General features: G+C 48.7%; 17 protein-coding genes. 12 read left to right on the forward strand and 5 right to left on the reverse strand.

Going from position 1 to position 16,235, the window contains the following annotated elements; genetic code table 11:
- The first annotated feature begins 19 nt into the window (after positions 1-19).
- Positions 20-655, forward strand: coding sequence for a precorrin-2 dehydrogenase/sirohydrochlorin ferrochelatase family protein (locus KB186_RS11375; protein WP_221867506.1), 636 nt, complete (start codon positions 20-22; stop codon positions 653-655).
- A 54-nt stretch (positions 656-709) separates the two neighbouring features.
- On the opposite strand, the gene KB186_RS11380 is transcribed toward KB186_RS11375, so the two are convergent.
- The gene (locus tag KB186_RS11380) at positions 710-1,489 is read right to left on the reverse strand and encodes a GNAT family N-acetyltransferase (RefSeq protein ID WP_221867507.1); all 780 of its coding nucleotides are present in this window, start codon (positions 1,487-1,489) and stop codon (positions 710-712) included.
- A gap of 89 nt (positions 1,490-1,578) precedes the next feature.
- On the opposite strand from KB186_RS11380, the gene KB186_RS11385 reads away from it, so the two are divergent.
- Positions 1,579-2,274 (forward strand): hypothetical protein, encoded by a 696-nt coding sequence (locus tag KB186_RS11385; protein WP_232773629.1) that lies wholly within the window; start codon positions 1,579-1,581, stop codon positions 2,272-2,274.
- On the forward strand, positions 2,258-2,818 hold the full coding sequence (locus KB186_RS11390; protein WP_221867509.1) for a peroxiredoxin family protein: 561 nt from the start codon (positions 2,258-2,260) through the stop codon (positions 2,816-2,818). Before KB186_RS11385 ends, KB186_RS11390 begins: the two co-directional genes overlap by 17 nt.
- 47 nt (positions 2,819-2,865) lie before the next feature.
- Here KB186_RS11390 and KB186_RS11395 read toward each other — a convergent pair whose 3' ends face one another.
- Together KB186_RS11395 and KB186_RS11400 are read right to left on the reverse strand one after the other, a co-directional pair.
- Positions 2,866-4,098 (reverse strand): cation:proton antiporter, encoded by a 1,233-nt coding sequence (locus KB186_RS11395; protein WP_232773630.1) that lies wholly within the window; start codon positions 4,096-4,098, stop codon positions 2,866-2,868.
- Between the two features lie 2 nt (positions 4,099-4,100).
- Positions 4,101-4,598, reverse strand: a complete 498-nt coding sequence (locus KB186_RS11400) for a cation:proton antiporter regulatory subunit (RefSeq protein WP_173608955.1) — start codon at positions 4,596-4,598, stop codon at positions 4,101-4,103.
- A 327-nt stretch (positions 4,599-4,925) separates the two neighbouring features.
- Here KB186_RS11400 and KB186_RS11405 point away from each other — a divergent pair, with 327 nt between their 5' ends.
- A complete protein-coding gene (locus tag KB186_RS11405) occupies positions 4,926-5,180 on the forward strand; it encodes a hypothetical protein (protein WP_173608954.1) in 255 nt (84 codons plus the stop codon).
- Between the two features lie 49 nt (positions 5,181-5,229).
- On the opposite strand, the gene KB186_RS11410 is transcribed toward KB186_RS11405, so the two are convergent.
- A complete protein-coding gene (locus KB186_RS11410; RefSeq protein ID WP_173608953.1) occupies positions 5,230-6,522 on the reverse strand; it encodes a dicarboxylate/amino acid:cation symporter in 1,293 nt (430 codons plus the stop codon).
- Between the two features lie 247 nt (positions 6,523-6,769).
- Here KB186_RS11410 and KB186_RS11415 point away from each other — a divergent pair, with 247 nt between their 5' ends.
- From KB186_RS11415 to KB186_RS11425, 3 genes are all read left to right on the forward strand, one after another.
- A complete protein-coding gene (locus tag KB186_RS11415; protein WP_173608952.1) occupies positions 6,770-7,504 on the forward strand; it encodes a stalk domain-containing protein in 735 nt (244 codons plus the stop codon).
- 213 nt (positions 7,505-7,717) lie between these two features.
- Positions 7,718-8,407 (forward strand): response regulator transcription factor, encoded by a 690-nt coding sequence (locus tag KB186_RS11420; RefSeq protein ID WP_173608951.1) that lies wholly within the window; start codon positions 7,718-7,720, stop codon positions 8,405-8,407.
- Positions 8,373-9,827, forward strand: coding sequence for a HAMP domain-containing sensor histidine kinase (locus KB186_RS11425; protein ID WP_173608950.1), 1,455 nt, complete (start codon positions 8,373-8,375; stop codon positions 9,825-9,827). Before KB186_RS11420 ends, KB186_RS11425 begins: the two co-directional genes overlap by 35 nt.
- Positions 9,828-9,832: 5 nt before the next feature.
- Here KB186_RS11425 and KB186_RS11430 read toward each other — a convergent pair whose 3' ends face one another.
- Entirely contained in the window at positions 9,833-10,882 is a 1,050-nt protein-coding gene (locus KB186_RS11430) for a DctP family TRAP transporter solute-binding subunit (protein WP_173608949.1), read from the reverse strand.
- 99 nt (positions 10,883-10,981) lie between these two features.
- Between KB186_RS11430 and KB186_RS11435 the strand changes: the two genes are divergently transcribed.
- From KB186_RS11435 to KB186_RS11455, 5 genes are all read left to right on the forward strand, one after another.
- Positions 10,982-12,553, forward strand: coding sequence for an ATP-binding protein (locus KB186_RS11435; RefSeq protein ID WP_221867513.1), 1,572 nt, complete (start codon positions 10,982-10,984; stop codon positions 12,551-12,553).
- Complete coding sequence (locus KB186_RS11440; protein WP_232773631.1) at positions 12,540-13,301, forward strand: response regulator; 762 nt, start codon at positions 12,540-12,542, stop codon at positions 13,299-13,301. Before KB186_RS11435 ends, KB186_RS11440 begins: the two co-directional genes overlap by 14 nt.
- Positions 13,288-14,655 carry a sigma-54 interaction domain-containing protein gene (locus KB186_RS11445; protein ID WP_173608947.1) on the forward strand — a complete coding sequence of 456 codons (1,368 nt, stop codon included), beginning with the start codon at positions 13,288-13,290 and terminating at the stop codon, positions 14,653-14,655. The genes KB186_RS11440 and KB186_RS11445 overlap by 14 nt, the downstream gene beginning before the upstream one ends.
- 49 nt (positions 14,656-14,704) lie before the next feature.
- The gene (locus KB186_RS11450) at positions 14,705-15,634 is read left to right on the forward strand and encodes a S66 peptidase family protein (protein WP_232773632.1); all 930 of its coding nucleotides are present in this window, start codon (positions 14,705-14,707) and stop codon (positions 15,632-15,634) included.
- 207 nt (positions 15,635-15,841) lie between these two features.
- Positions 15,842-16,216, forward strand: coding sequence for a DUF4280 domain-containing protein (locus tag KB186_RS11455; protein ID WP_173608945.1), 375 nt, complete (start codon positions 15,842-15,844; stop codon positions 16,214-16,216).
- Positions 16,217-16,235 lie beyond the last annotated feature (19 nt).

Raw genomic sequence — 16,235 nt, forward strand, 5'->3', positions numbered from 1 at the left:
AACGAGGGGGGAAACGCTGATGACACACTATGCCATGATGGTCAATCTACAAAACAAGCGTTGCCTAGTGGTCGGTGGCGGGCAGGTAGCCGAGCGGAAAATCGGCAGTCTGCTTGCTGCTGGTGCGGATGTCACCGTTGTGAGTCCCTCCTGTACGGCAACCATCCTTGAGTGGGCACATGCTAGGAAGCTGATGGTAGCACAGCGCCCCTTTACCCCACAGGACGTAGAACAGGCGGTTCTCATCATCGCGGCGACGAGTGATCCCACCGTCAATCTGGCTGTATACGAAGCGTGCCGTCCGCATCAGTGGGTCAATATCGTTGATCGCCCAGACCTCTGTTCCTTTACCGTTCCATCTGTTGTTGCACGTGGAGACTTGCAGATTGCTATCTCTACGGGTGGGAACAACCCGGGTCTGGCAAAGAAAATGCGCCGTCAGCTCGAAGAATGGGTGGGACCAGAATACGAGGACTACACGCTTTTTCTCGGCAGCATGAGAAGACAAGTACTCTCGCTGGCGGCGAACGAGGCGGATAAACGGGCAATCCTGGCAGAGCTTTTGGACGACCGCTTTTTACAGTGGACCAAAAATGGCGAAACCGACCGGAGAGATCGGGAGGCCGCAGCACTGCTTACCATGACAAGAGAGTAGATCAACGCAAAAAATTGGATGGCTCCCACTAAGCGACTTGGTGGGAGCTTTTTTCTACTTCTTTCGCCAGATCATTTCCAAATGTCTCCCGACCACTTCAAAGCCGAGCTTTCTGTACATTTCCTGCGGCGTATCATCTGCATAGGTCGTCAAGTACATATGGGTGGCGCCGAGCTTTTTGGCGTCCTGCATCATGACCCGAATGATTTCCGTGCCGAATCCTCTACGCTGCCAGGCATCCAGTATAAAAAATTCCTCCATACGAACAAGCTCGTTGTAAAGATGCCATTCACATGCACCGACTGGCTCCTGATCGACAAAGCACACATACGGAATGATCTCGCCTTTTTCATAAATTTCTCTTTTCCGGTTCGCTTTACGTACAGCAAAATCAGGATTGATCATAACGGAATCATAAGCAGTAAGGCAGCGTATGCCTGCTTTCATGATGTCAGTTGAATCCCCTCGTAAAACGGAGCATTGTGGATTCGGCGCCAGTTTATCGGCAACATCCAGTGGAGCAACCATGTACAGCATCGTATTTACTTCAAACCCAAGCTGGGAAGCAAAAGACACTAACTCTTCTGAAAAAGGTAGCGACGGGTGCAGTTCCAGCTTCAAGTGGCCGAGCTGCTGCTCTTTGGCATGTCGAAGCTCTTGCTCGATGAAAGCTTGTACCCAGTCTTGAGTGGGAACCGACATCAGTTCTGTATAATTATGGCTATACATGTCCGGGACCGATTCATCGCGATATACTCGCACTTGTGGATGCTCCGTTCGCGTAGAAAAAGCAAGGGCATAGCGCTCCTGCAAAGTAAAAATATTCGTGAGCATTCCTTTATTCCCCATTTCCTGATATGGTGATAGTTGTTTGAATACTTGTCTTCTCAGAGTAAGCCATTTTCATAAAGGAGGAAACGAAAATGTCGGATGCTTTTCAAATAGGCCCCTTTTTGTTGAAAATGAGCATGCTGGCGGTCATTGTTTCACTTTCGCTCGGCTTTGTGGCTATATCCGCTCAGCTTAAACATAGCAGAGAAATGAAATCAGCGGTTATTGAGCTGTTGAGTAATGCACTGTTGCTGGCATTTCTCGTTTGGAAGTTCAGCTACGTCCTGTTTCATTTTTCGAAGGCAGTGGAGAATCCCTCATCCATTCTTTACTTTTCCGGGGGAGAAACCGGAGCCATCCTGGCAGTCGTGGCAGTTGTCGTCTACCTCACCAAGACGGTACGCAAAAAAGCGATTCTTGTTCATTTCGTTGCCTTGGGAATGGCGACAGGTTTTCTTGCTGCAACTGGTGTTTACCAACTGCTCACGGTCCTGTTGGAACAGAGCAGCATGTGGTATCACCTACAGCAGGTCGTCATATGCGTCCTCTTTCTTTGGTGGCTGCATCGGGCAAAGGAAGGACTCATTCATCTGGCGGCTTGGCTTGCACCCGTGATGTGGTTTGCCATTAGCCAAGTCTATGTGCACTTTTTTATTCCGAATCGAGAAGCTGTGTTTGCAGGACTTTCTGGCGATCAGCTCATGTACTATGCATTCGCTCTCTTGCTGCTCTTTTTGTCCAGACGAGTGAAGCCGATAGGGGGAACGACTGATGAAGAAGCATCATAATGTTTGGGCGATTCTCGTACTCTTGGGGCTTTTGGGATGGGGTATTTTTGATGCGGAAATCTTGAACAGGCAGGAACCCATCGCTTCATCTGGCGAGCAAGGCAACGGGCAGATTGGAATAGAAAAAGGAAATACCGCCCCGGATTTTGAACTGCAGCAGATAGGTGGCGGTACAGTCAAGCTGTCCGATTTCCGGGGGAAAAAAGTCATTCTCAATCTATGGGCGACGTGGTGTCCTCCTTGCCGCGCAGAAATGCCGGACATGCAGCGTTACTACGAAGAGAACAAAGAAAAAGGCGTTGTTATTCTCGGGGTCAATCTGACCGATACGGAGACGAGCCCGGAAGTGGTGGCGGATTTCGTGAAGTTGTATGGCATCACCTTTCCGATCTTGCTCGATCCCGATAAAGAAGTAGCGAATGTATACAAAGCCATTTCGATTCCGACCAGCTACATTATTGATTCGAACGGCGTAGTCCAGAACAAATACATCGGCCCGATGAGTGAAGAAATCATGGAAAACATGTTGTCTGCGATCAAATAGAAAACCGACAGCAGTCATATCTGCTGTCGGTAGTCATGTCTTTCCTATTATCCAGCGTCTGCTTTGTTTGCTGGTTCCTTGACGGATGTCTTTCGATCCAGACGAAATACAGCATTGAGCAGCTTGTATATATGCTTGGATTCCTTGGTTAGCAATGGTCCTAAAATGGCGAGAATCAAAACGTAAAGAGCCGCAAATGGTTGCAAAATTTCCATGAGTGCGCCCGCTTTTCCGAGATTAGCCATGATGATGGAGAACTCACCGCGAGATACGATGGTCAGTCCAATATTGGTAGAAGCCTTCGGAGGCAATCCGGCACTTCGCCCAGCCAAAAGTCCGGCGACGACGTTACCGAAAAGGGTGAGGGCGACGGCACCAATGGACAACCATACGGCCCCACCTAATGACAATGGATCAATTGTCAAACCGAAGCTGAAGAAGAACATGGCTCCGAAGAAGTCACGAAATGGCAGGATGAGATGCTCGATGCGCTTCATGTGTTGTGTTTCTGCCAAAACGAGACCTACGAGCAGTGCTCCGATGGCTTCGGCAACATGGATCGTTTCGGAAAAACCCGCAATCAGAAACAGAGCGGCAAACACCGTAATCATAAACACTTCGTTTGATTTGATGTTCAATGCCCGATTCAGGAAAGGAACGAGCTTGCGGCCTACGATAATGAGGAGGAGCATGTAGCCAAGTGCAATCAATGCGGATGAGAGGACGCCAGCAAGGGAAGTTGCACCGCTTAACACCAAGCCAGATACGATTGAGATATAGACGGCCAAGAATATGTCTTCGAACATGATGATCCCCAAGATCATCTCTGTTTCGCGATTTGCTGTACGTTTGAGATCCACCAGTACTTTTGCCACAATGGCACTGGAGGAAATAGTGGTAATGCCTGCGATAATCAAAACTTCTTTGAGTGGAAATCCAGCAGCCCAACCAAACAAGAGGCCGAGGGTAAAGTTGATGACAATGTAAATGGTACCGCCAACGGCAATAGATCGACCAGCCTTGATCAGGCGGCCTACTGAAAATTCAAGTCCGAGGTAAAACAACAGGAAGAGTACGCCAATTCTGCCCATAAATTCGATGAGCGGGGCGCTTTCAATAAAGCGGAGATCAAACAAGCCGATGTCGGGAGCGTGTGGACCCACGATCATCCCGACGAGAATGTAGAAGGGTACGATGGAGAATTTTAACTTCATGGAGAGGAACCCCGCCATTGCTATGAGTGCGAGGGCAAGACCGACTTCAAAAACGATGTGCTCCAATATCACTCACCTCCGTTGCTGAGAATAGTCTTGAGAGCCTTCACCTGCTTCCGTTCACCTGCAACGACCAACGTAGATCCTGTACAAAGGACATACTCGGGGCCGGGATTAATCGTTTGATTATGGTCTTTTTCGATAACGGCGATGATAGTAGCGCCAGTTTCTTGACGAATGTTGAGCTCCCCAATCGTCTTGCCAATGGCAGGAGCGTTCGATTCAATCTTGTACCATTCGATCATGAGTTTGTCTAACGCAACCTCGACTGTTTCCAGTGCAGATGGTTTATACGTCAAACCGCCTACGATGGCAGCAATTTGTCTCGCCTCATCATCGTCAAGGGTAACCATGGAGATTGTTTCGTCTATATCATCACGGTCAAAGTGATACATTTCCCGGCGGCCATCATCGTGAATGACGATAACCAGCTTGTCGCCACTTCTGGTTTCGACCTGGTACTTCCTGCCGATCCCTGGCAAATCGGATTCTCTAATCGAGAACATGTAAGATCCTCCTTCACGCAAGACACTGTATTGGCATAGATATCGGCTCTTTTTTCCCAGTGAGCAACAAGTCGTCAATAATTATTTGGAATTATATCCATTCCGGTGATATTTTAGTAATAATCCCCCCTGTTGTGCGGACTATTGTCGACATTCATACCTACAACAACTATTATACACGAAATGACATGATTTTTCTTTGAAATGAAACATTTTTATTAAAAAATGACACACTTATAAACGTACAGGAATATCAACTTTCCTCTAAAGCGAAGTCGCTCCTCCATGAGCCGGCTTCGAAAGAGGTTATTTTAAGGATGATGAAACATGGCGAACAAACAGTATCGATTAACAGAAGCGGAATGGGTCTTTATTCAAGACATGCGGTCCATGGAGATGGATGAGCTATTGGACATCGTGATCGCATTGCGCAATGAGGTAAGGGAGTTGGAGAAAAAGGCGGAGCTGATCAGAGAGCGCGAGAAAGAGGGCTGGCAGGAGGAGTATCAGGCAGCACAGAAGCGAATTAATCACCTGCGCCAATTTGAGGTGGAGCTTCGTAAAACATGGCCAAATGACTAAAGCAAAAAGAGGTTCTCTCGGGAATAGGAGAACCTCTTTTTTATCTGGACTAGGCCATGATCGGTTTTGCCTCTGACTCGTTGTCCGTCTCGCTGGCAGTTTCATCTGTTTGCTGGACGCGTCCCGGATGGAACTCATTCTCATGCTTGGCTATGACCACGGTAGCTACGCCATTTCCGATCAGATTCGTGATGGCACGAGCTTCTGACATGAATCGATCGACGCCGAGCAAGAGGGCAATGCCTTCGACCGGAATGACAGGGAAGGCTGCCAAGGTAGCGGCGAGTGTAATGAAACCAGAACCTGTGACACCGGCAGCCCCTTTTGACGTAATCATCAGAATTCCTAAAAGAGTGACCTGTTCCCAAAAGCTGAGCTCGATGCCATATGCCTGGGCGATAAAAATGGCGGCCATAGATAAATAGATCGAGGTGCCATCCAGGTTAAACGAGTAGCCCGTCGGTACGACCAGACCGACAACGGATTTGGAGCAGCCGTACTTCTCCAGCCGATCCATCATTCTTGGAAGAGCGGACTCTGAGGAGGATGTTCCGAGCACGAGCAGGATTTCCTCCCGAATGTATTTGATAAACGAGAAGATGCTGAATTTATAGTAGCGCGCGATCCCGCCCAGGACGAGAATAATGAACAAAAACATTGTGATGTAGACAGCCGTCATCAAAAGGCCCAGTCTGGTCAGCGACCCGATGCCGAATTTCCCAATCGTGTACGCCATCGCGCCAAATGCAGCTACTGGCGAGACCTTCATGATCATATTGACGACACCAAAAAATCCGTGTGTCAGCTTGTCAAACAGCTTGATGACAGGCTGGGACGCTTGCCCCATGGCAGCGAGTGAGAGACCAAACAGGACAGCGAAGAACAGAATAGGCAACAGCTCGCCATTTGCCATCGCCCCGACGACATTTTCCGGGATGATCTTCACAATAAAATCGATAAAACCGTTGTTACTCTGAGCAGCAGCCTCCGTGTACTTGGAAACGTCCCCGCTGGTCAGTCCCGTTTTGTCAAAGCCTACCCCAGGCTTGATCAGGTTGACCACGAGCAGTCCGATGGCCAATGCGATTGTGGTAACGATTTCAAAATAGAGCAGCGCTTTGCCGCCGATCTTACCGACCTTTTTCATGTCTCCCATACTGGCGATTCCATTCACCACGGTGAAGAAGACAATCGGTGGAATGACCATTTTGATCAGTTTGACAAAAATATCGGCCAACACCTTCAGCTCTGCGCCGAATTTGGGTGCAAAATGACCAACTAAAATACCGAGAATGATGGCTATAACGACCTGTACGGTCAGATTTTTAAAGTTGATCCGCATCGAATCACTCCTCCTCCAAGAATTGAAAGCGCTTTATCCCTCTCTTTCGCATTGTATAAATGGTGTGGAAAATTGAAAATGATACGGTCATATTGGTTGTTTTGGTCCTTTTGGTCATAGAAAACCCCTCAAATTGGAAAGGAAAAAATCAATTGTTGACATACTCTCGACACGAACGATAGGTAAAGTAAGAGATGTACATAGTGACACGAAAGAAACAGACAACCGGGAGAATGGAGGATTTTCTATGTTCAAGAAGCAATATCTGGCGATTGCCTCAGCGTTGATTCTGTCTACCACACTTATTCCGACGAGCTCTCAAGCGGCTACTGGAACGAAGAATCTGCAAGCTAAGTACAACAACATTAAAGTTATCTATAACGGTGCAGCTGTTCCAACAACAATCGAACCATTCATCGTAAACGGAACCACGTACATTCCACTTCGCATGATGGCTGGCGTATTCAGCAAGGATGTAGCATGGGATGGCGCGAAGTACACCATCACAGTAAAAGACTTGCCTAACTCCCAACACGCAAACGAGTTAGCTGCACGTGATGCTCAAATCAGAAGTCTGCAAAACACCATCGATAGCCTGAACAAAGAGATCTCTGATTTGAAAAACAGCAAGAAGAATAACAGTAGCAAAGACGATGACGATCTGGACGATCTGGAAGACGATCTGAATAACTACTACGATGACTACAAAGATATCGAGTGGAAGATCTCTCTGAGTGGCGACGAAGATGATATCGATGTAGAAATCCAAGTTGACCGTGAAGAATTCGAAGATGAATATGAGGATCTGGATGAATCTGATTTCGAAGAACTCGTGGAAAAAGTAGTGGAAGATATTTGGGATGAGTTCGAAGATGCAGATATTGACGGTGAAATTGTCGATGAGGATGACGATAACCTGTATGATTTCTCCGCTGACGCTAGCGATGGAGATATCACTTTCGAAGGTGACGTTATCAACTAACTTCCCGCAAAGTGGGGACGTTTCTCACAAAAAAAGCCTTGCTCCTTTTCACAGGATGCAAGGCTTTTTTCCTATTTTCCAAAAACATCAAAGCCAAATTTTAATACAAGGTTGTAAACTGATAGAATAGAAGTACGTAGATGATTAGAGAGACCATGCGAGAGAATTCTCGAATAGGAATGATCATATGTCTGTAAATCAGGTAGGGAAGATATGAAAAGCATTTTGTTGGTAGAAGATGAACTGGTGATATCGCGCGTGCTGAAGGCTTACTTGCAAAAGGAAGGGTATGAGGTCTTGCAAGCGAACGATGGAATCAAGGCGATGGAGCTTTTTGACGAAAAAAAGCCGGATCTGGTTCTGTTGGATGTCATGCTCCCTGAACGCAACGGTTGGGAGATTCTCCAGTACATTCGCGAAAAGAGCTCCTGTCCAGTCATTATGATGACGGCGCTCGGTCAAACAGACCAAAAGCTCAAAGGACTCAATCAAGGGGCAGATGACTACATAACGAAGCCTTTTGTCGCGGATGAAGTAATTGCACGAGTCAATGCGGTGCTGCGCCGCTCTGTTATTTTGGTGAAAGATCAGGAAACCCGACTATTTGGAAGCTTAAAAATAAACTTTCAGTCCCATCACGTGACGCTTCATGGTCTCGAACTGACGTTTCACCCGCGCGATTTGTCCTTGCTGCTTTTTCTGGCACAAAATCCGAATCAGACCTTTACCCGAGAACAATTGATCGAACAAGTATGGGGAATGGACTATGGCGGGAGTGACCGTGCTGTAGACCTGGCGATCAAGCGGGTCAGAAAGACACTGGAGAATTGGCCAGTTCAGGAAGGCGAGATCAAGACGCAAAGAGGGGTTGGGTATCAATTCTGTGTTTATAAAAAACAATGAGCCCGTATCGCTGCTGCGCTATTGGACCACACGCTATCTACTCACCCTCGTGATCGGATTGCTCATCATTGGGGCTGTCTCTGCCTATTGGATCAAGTACGCCGCGATTGAAAAGCAGATCGAGGTCACGCGACTGTTTGCAGAGGAAGTGGCTGATCGGGTCGTCGATGATGTTGGAAATATTTTGGTGGGGGAAAAACTTCATCAGGTATTGGATAATCGGCGAAAGTTTATGGGTGTGGATCGCAATTTGATTTTATTCATTGAAGATGTAAAAGGAAAGGTCGTATACAGTCGGCCAACCAAGCTTCCGCCTCCATTGCAGCAGGCAGCACCTGAGTTGTTGGAGCAGGCAGATAAGCGGGATAAAGTGAGGCATCCGTCAGGTGAGACCCTGTATGTAATCAGGAAAAATTTGGAGTTCAATGACCAAATCATTGGCAAGGTGATCTTGCTTTTCCCAGAAACAGATATCAAGGTAGGGAAAGAGGAAATCCAATATTTGGTCATCATGCTGGGGAGTTTGGGTGTGCTTGGCTGGGCGGTTATTTATTTTCATGCGCGCAAGCTGTCTGAACCGATTCAAAATGTGGTGATGTCCGCACGACAGATCGTAGAAGGAAACTACGACGTCTTGCTCAATAAAACGATCAAGGAAAAAGAAATTCACGAGCTGGTGCATACCTTTGCGGAAATGGCCGACCGTCTTCGGCAGTTGGAAAGCATGCGAACAGAGCTTTTGGCTGGAGTGACACACGAGCTGAAAACCCCCGTTACGTCGATTAGCGGATTAATCCAGGCAATTAACGACGAGGTGGTTTCCGGTGAGGAGCAGAAGGAGTTTTTGGAAATCTGTCTGAAGGAAACAAAGCGCCTGCAAAAAATGGTAGAGGATTTGCTAGACTTCAATTCATTTGCCGTAGGAGCGATCACTGTTTGTCAGGAAGAGCAAAACGTGAACAAGCTGATCCGCGAGATCGCCTCACAATGGCAGATTGTCCACGACCTCGGTCACGTCACGTTTACCGTTAGGGTTCTGGAAAAGCAGACAATGATCTATGTCGATCCGGGCCGTGTCCAGCAAATCTTGATTAACCTATTGAACAACGCGAAACAGGCTGTTGGCGAGAAGGGGAACATAGCGCTCACTCTCTACAAAACGGATACAGATTTACGAATCGACGTCAAAGACGATGGACCAGGAATACCCGCAAAGGAACAGCCTCTTGTGTTTGAGCGTTTCTTCCGGGGTAGCAATAAAAAAGACAAAGTACGTGGACTTGGGTTGGGGTTGTCCTATTCTCGCATGATGGCGAAGGCGCTTGGCGGTGATCTCCTCCTCGCAAAGAGCACGTCAGAGGGATCGGTTTTTACGCTCATTTTGCCTATGCGCAAGGACCAGAGCGAGGAGATTGCTTGAGAGCTTCACCGGCGTTGGTGGAGCTCTCTGATTTTCTGCATCAATGGTTCTCCGATGCTCGGAGCGAATTGATCGTAGACTGGCTGCAACGCTTCGATCCAGGCCGCACGTTCTTCTGCTGTCTGTATGTGGATGTTCATTCCCCCGTTTTCTTGGAGCAAGCGTAGCTGTTTGTCATTCATCGATACAGCCAATTGATTATTGTAAGCTGTCGCTTCCTGCATCGCTTCCGATATCGCCTGCTGAATATCGGCGGGGAGATTGTTCCAAAACGTTTTATTAATCACCACAGTGTAACCCAAATAACTATGATTGCTGATCGTCATGTGCTTTTGAACTTGGTAGAGCCGTTTGGTGTACACGTTGGAAATCGTATTTTCTTCGCCGTCTACTTTTCCGGCAGCCAGCATGCTGTATAATTCATTGAAGGAAGAGCCTACAGGGATTGCCCGGAGCGTGCGAAATTGAGCTTCGATCACGTTGCCAGGAATAATCCGCAAACGTTGGCCGACAAAATCGGAAGGCATAATCAACGGGCGGTTGGCTGTCACTTGCTTAAAGCCGCTTCCCCAGAAGGCCAGTCCTTTCATGTCGGAATCTTCGAGCTTATCGAATAGTATTTGGCCGATTTCTCCATTGAATACGGTTTCGACGTCCTCTTGTGATCGAAACAGATAAGGCAGATCAAGGACAGCCCATTCGGGAATCGTGTTTGACAGATAGGAGAACGCAGGGGCAATCATCTGGATTTCGCCGTTTTGCAAAGCAGTCATCTCGGTTTTCTCGGTATGAAGGATACTGTTGGGAAAGACTTGTACCTCTACACGTCCGTTTGTCTTTTCCTTCACGAGCTGGGAAAAGCGTTCGATAGTGAGACCCTTCGGCGTGTTTTCCGCGATTACGTGGCTGAACTTGATGATAATTTGACTGGACAGCCCTACCTGTTCTTCATCGTACCCTCTGTTTTCCATCAGAGAATCTGGTCCGAAGCCTATAATGACAGCGCTCACAAGTCCGAGTATAACAATGAATGTACTGGTTACCAATGATTTCATTTTCAAAACACCTGCTTATGTTGAATGAATGTGAGTTACAAACCCAATGGAAAGGAAAGAACGAACCTGTTCGAACGTTTAACAATCAAATGGAAGATTATGCTGCTCTCCGTCGGAATCGTTCTTTTTTCCTTGATCATCGGAAACTTGATCATGGCCGGAGGGATTATTCGGATTACGGAAACCCAACTGGGACAACGGCTGATGACCACAGCGCGCACGGTTGCGACGATTCCGAATGTACAAAAAAGCATTCAGGAACCAGACGGATGGAAGGTGATCCAACCGACAGCAAACAACCTGCGCGTCGTCAATGATGTGACGTATATCGTCGTGCTGAATATGGAGCGTGTCCGTTATTCAGACCCATTAGATGGGCGGATTGGTACGGTGTTTATGGACCCTGCGGTTGATGAGGCCTATGCCGAGCACTCCTATTTTCAAAAAGTCAAAGGAGAGATGGGAATGGCTCTGCGGGCCTACGTGCCGATCATGGATGACCAGCATCAACAGGTGGGTGTTGTCTTGGTCGGACGTGTCATGCCTGATGTTTGGGGGATCTTGTACAGCGAGCGAAACAATATTGCACTGACCTTTTTCTTCTCCTTATTGTTCGGGGTGTGGGGTTCCTATCAGTTGGCCCGTCACATGAAAAAGCAGATGCTCGACCTGGAGCCGGACGAAATCGCGCGAATCCTGGTAGAGAGAACCGCAACCTTCCATGCCATGCATGAGGGAGTCATCGCCATCGACAATCGGGAGAGAATTACGATCTTTAATGACAGGGCGAAGCAAATTTTTGGCATCGAAGGAGAGGTGCTGGGCAAGCACATACGGTCTGTCCTGCACGACACCAGATTACCAGAAGTGCTGGAGCTTCGCCAGAATTTTACCAACACGGAAATTCACGTCGGCAATACACTGCTCTGGTCCAACCGTTTTCTGATCAAGGTCGAGGAAAAGATCGTCGGCGCGATTGCGATTTTTCAGGACAGAACAGAAGTGGCGAGAATGGCGGAGGAACTGACAGGCGTAAAAGAATTCGTCGGTGCGCTGCGGGTACAAAACCACGAGCACATGAACCATTTGCATACCATCGCAGGCTTGCTCCAGCTCCATCAGCATGAAAAGGCGCTCGCGTATTTGTTCGAGGTCAACGAGCAGCAGGAGGAGCTCATCTCCTTTTTAACGACGCGGATCATGGATGAGAATTTATCAGGGCTATTGATTGGCAAAGTAAGTCGCGGAAGAGAGCTGGGTATTCGAGTTGTGATTGATCGCAGGAGTCATCTGGAACGTTTTCCGCCGTACATGGATCATCATAATTTCGTGCTCATTTTGGGGAATCTGATCGAGAATGCCTTTGATTCACTGGAGCAAATCGAACGCGAGGAGAAGGAGATTATGATCAGTATCGAGCAAGACGAAGAGATTTGCTCCATCCTGGTGGAGGACAATGGAATCGGCATGGACGAAGAGACGCGCCGACACATGCTGGAACGGGGATTTTCTACGAAAGAACGCGCGCACCGTGGACTTGGTCTGCATCTGGTGCAGCAGTTGGTCAATAAAGGGAGAGGCGAGCTGGTTTGCCATTCGGCACGCGGAGAAGGGGCCAGCTTTCTTATAACGTTTCCGATGGGGGTGGTGGAGAGTCATGGAGAAGGATAACGATTACATTCGCGTACTGATTATGGAAGATGATCCGATGGTACAGGAAATTAACAAGCAGTTCATTGAGCGCGTCCCGGGCTTCGTCGTGGTCGGAATTGCAGCCAACGGGGCAGATGGACTCAAGCTAGTGAATGAGCTCAATCCTGACTTGGTGATCATTGATATTTTCATGCCGATCCAGGACGGGGTGAAGGCGCTGATGGAGCTGCGTGCCGCCAAACATGCAGTGGACGTCATCGTCGTGACAGCCGCAAAGGACAAAACCACAATTCAATCGATGCTGCGCAATGGGGCAATGGACTATATTATCAAGCCGTTCCAGTTTGAGCGGATCAAGCAGTCGTTGGAAAACTATCGAGAGTTTCGCCGACGGATTGATTGGGAGGGAACCGCATCCCAGGATGAAGTCGACCAACTGCTATTCCGCAAAAGCCCGGAAAAAGAACAAGCCGATGCCACTATTGGCAGGGCAGTGCTGCCGAAGGGACTGCACGCTGTCACCATGGAGCAGATCATGCGCCAGATCGAGAAAGAGAGTCAGCCGCTCTCGGCAGATGACGTGGCCGAACGCGTAGGGATCGCGAGAGTAACAGCTAGACGCTATTTGGACTATCTGGAGAAGAGCGGGAGTGTCAGAATGGATGTCAGCTATGGTGGGGTAGGCAGACCGACGAATCGCTATGTACGTGTCACTCCACAAGATGCGGGGGGCACGGGAGGTAAGGAGCGCCATGGTCGATTATGAAGCCTTGTTAGGCTCGCTGTTTGATATCGTACACGTAACAGACGCAGAAGGCAGGACCTTGTTTTGCTCGGGAAGCTATGAGGAATTTTTCGGAATCGATCCCAGGGAGATGATGGGCAAGCCGATTGAAGAGTTTTATCATCACGGTTATTTTGCGCCAACGATCACGATGCGGGTCATTCGCGACAAGAAAAAGATACACACGATTCAAACCACCCGCAAAAATCGTAAGCTTTTTGTGGAAGGTACACCGATTTGGGATCAGGACGGGAATTTTAACGGAGTGATCCATACGTTCATTGATATAACGAGCCAGGAGCAACTTCAGCAGGAATTAAATGAAGTCAAGTACGTCGGAACGGTCTTGCAGAGTGAAATGACCAAGGAGAACAACAGGCAAAAAGGAGAGACTAGCTTGATCTACCGCAGTCAGTCCATGGAGCAAGTCGCCATGATGGCAAAAAAACTGTCGCAGGTAGAATCATCCATGATCCTGCTAGGGGAATCAGGCGTCGGAAAAGGCGTACTGGCAAAATACATCCACGAGTGCAGTCCGCGGGTGGACAAGCCATTCGTGCATATCAATTGCGGAGCCATTCCCGAGACATTGCTGGAGTCAGAACTGTTTGGCTATGAAAAGGGTGCTTTTACGGGAGCAGACAAGGATGGCAAGGCAGGTTTGATTGAAAAGGCAAACGGAGGCACGCTGTTTTTGGACGAGATCGGGGAGATGTCACTCTCCTTGCAAGTGAAGCTGTTGAATGTGTTGCAAGAAAAAACGATTACGCCCGTAGGCAGCTCTGTTTCGCGAAAAGTCGATGTAAAGCTGATCACGGCCACGAATAAAAACCTGCGGCAAATGGTCAAGGAAGGCAAATTTCGCGAGGATTTGTACTATCGCATTCACGTCGTCCCGTTAGAAATTCCACCGCTGCGCGAACGACAGGAAGAGATACCCGTGCTCGTTCATTACTTTCTCAATGTCTTTTCGCAAAAGTACTGCTTGGAGAGACAGCTCGCAGATACCTGCTATCGCATCCTCAGTGAATACGATTGGCCTGGCAATGTGAGAGAGTTGGAAAATGTAGTGGAACGGCTCGTCGTTACGTCTCACGATACCCTCATTACGCCCGCGCAAATTCCGCGTTACATACATAACCAAGAGTACAGGGAGCACAAGGGGATCAAGGTTGATCGTGTAATGCAGATGCAGGAGGCAATGGACGAGGTGGAGCGGCAGCTCGTGCACCGGGCGTATGAGCAGCATAAAACGACGACAAAGGTAGCGGAAGCGCTCGGAATCAGCCAGCCGTCTGCAAGTCGCAAGCTGCGAAAATGGCTATGCACCATTTGACACAGATGTACGATAATGGGGAGAGAACCCGGAGGAGGAGACTGGACAGATGAACAAAGGGAAAGCATTGCGAGCGGGCGATACAATCGGAGTAGTGGCAACCTCTAGCCCTGCTACAGAAGAAGTGCTGAACAAAGCAATGGCAGAGCTGCAAGGTTTGGGATACAAGGTGAAAATATCGGATACGTGCCGAGAATCGTACGGTGGGTATTTGGCGGGAACTCCTGAGCAACGAGCGGCTGAGCTAAATGCCATGTTCGTCGACGAGGAAGTAGACGGGATCATGTGCATGCGTGGCGGTTACGGTTCCCCGCAAATCCTGTCTTTGCTCGACTATGACCTCATCGCCCAAAACCCGAAGCTGTTTATCGGCTACAGCGACATTACGGCGCTGCATACCGTTTTTGGACAGCGTGCGAATCTGGCTACCCTTCACGGACCGATGGCTACCTCAGACATTGCGCATGGATTGGATGACTGGTCCAAGCAATATTTGCTGCGCGCCATGACTCGCCCCGAGCCATTGGGAGCGATCATGAATCCGCCGGGGGAAGAAATCGTCTGTCTCGTCGAAGGTCAGGCAGCTGGACCTGTAGTCGGCGGGAATCTCGCCCTCGTCTCCGCGTTGATGGGGACCCCGTACCAGCTCGATACGAGAGGCAAGCTGTTGTTTTTGGAGGATATCGACGAGGAGCCGTACCGGATTGACCGCATGCTGACACAGCTTGCTCAGGGTGGCTTGTTTGATGATTGTGCGGGCGTCGTCATCGGGACCTGGACCGATTGTGAGCCGAAAAAGCGCGAAGGCTTCTCAGTCTGGGATGTGTTTCAAAATATCGTCGTACCGTACGGAAAGCCGACCATCTGGAACATACAGATCGGGCATGGCGCGTGCAACATTGCTCTCCCTCTGGGCGTAGAGGCCAGTCTCGACGCGACAAACGGTGAGCTGGTGATCGAAGAAAGTGTAACGATATAACGAGATTGCTTTTTCTTTCAAGAAGGCTTCCCCAACTATCGCAGAGTTGGTGGAGGCCTTTTTGGGTTATTTTGAAAAATAAGGAAACAGGACGTTTGACCCATAAATTATTTTCCAATTTATCCCGATTATTAGATGGAATGTAAAAATAAGACGAAATATGGAAGTTGCTTGCGGAGGATTTTTTGGGAAGGGGAGATAGGTCTAATGATGCTAGCGTTACTTCAAGCACTTGCAATGGGGCTGTTCAGCCCCGAGTACTCATATGTCGTGCGGGGAGCGACCCTCAAGTGCAGTCAGGGAACCGACCCCGGCGTTTTGAATTTACCCTTGTGCCATGGCGTTTACAGCCTTAACAAGCCTGTCATGAATGTCGCCGATCACGTCCCCGGCGTGAATATCGGATGCTTTGGGTTTTGCAAAGCGGCAGGAGGAGTGGAGTGTGTACCACAGACGTTCTCGAAATGGACAGATGGAAAACACGATGTGCTCATCGACAACGAGCATGCCTTACTGAGCAGGTCGCAGCTGGTTTGCAATCGTTCAGGCATCATCACGATTGAAAAAGACGGTCAGGATTGACGCTTATCGCGCTTGCTAG

The organism is Brevibacillus sp. AF8 (assembly GCF_021270385.1).
Taxonomy (GTDB): Bacteria; Bacillota; Bacilli; order Brevibacillales; family Brevibacillaceae; genus Brevibacillus.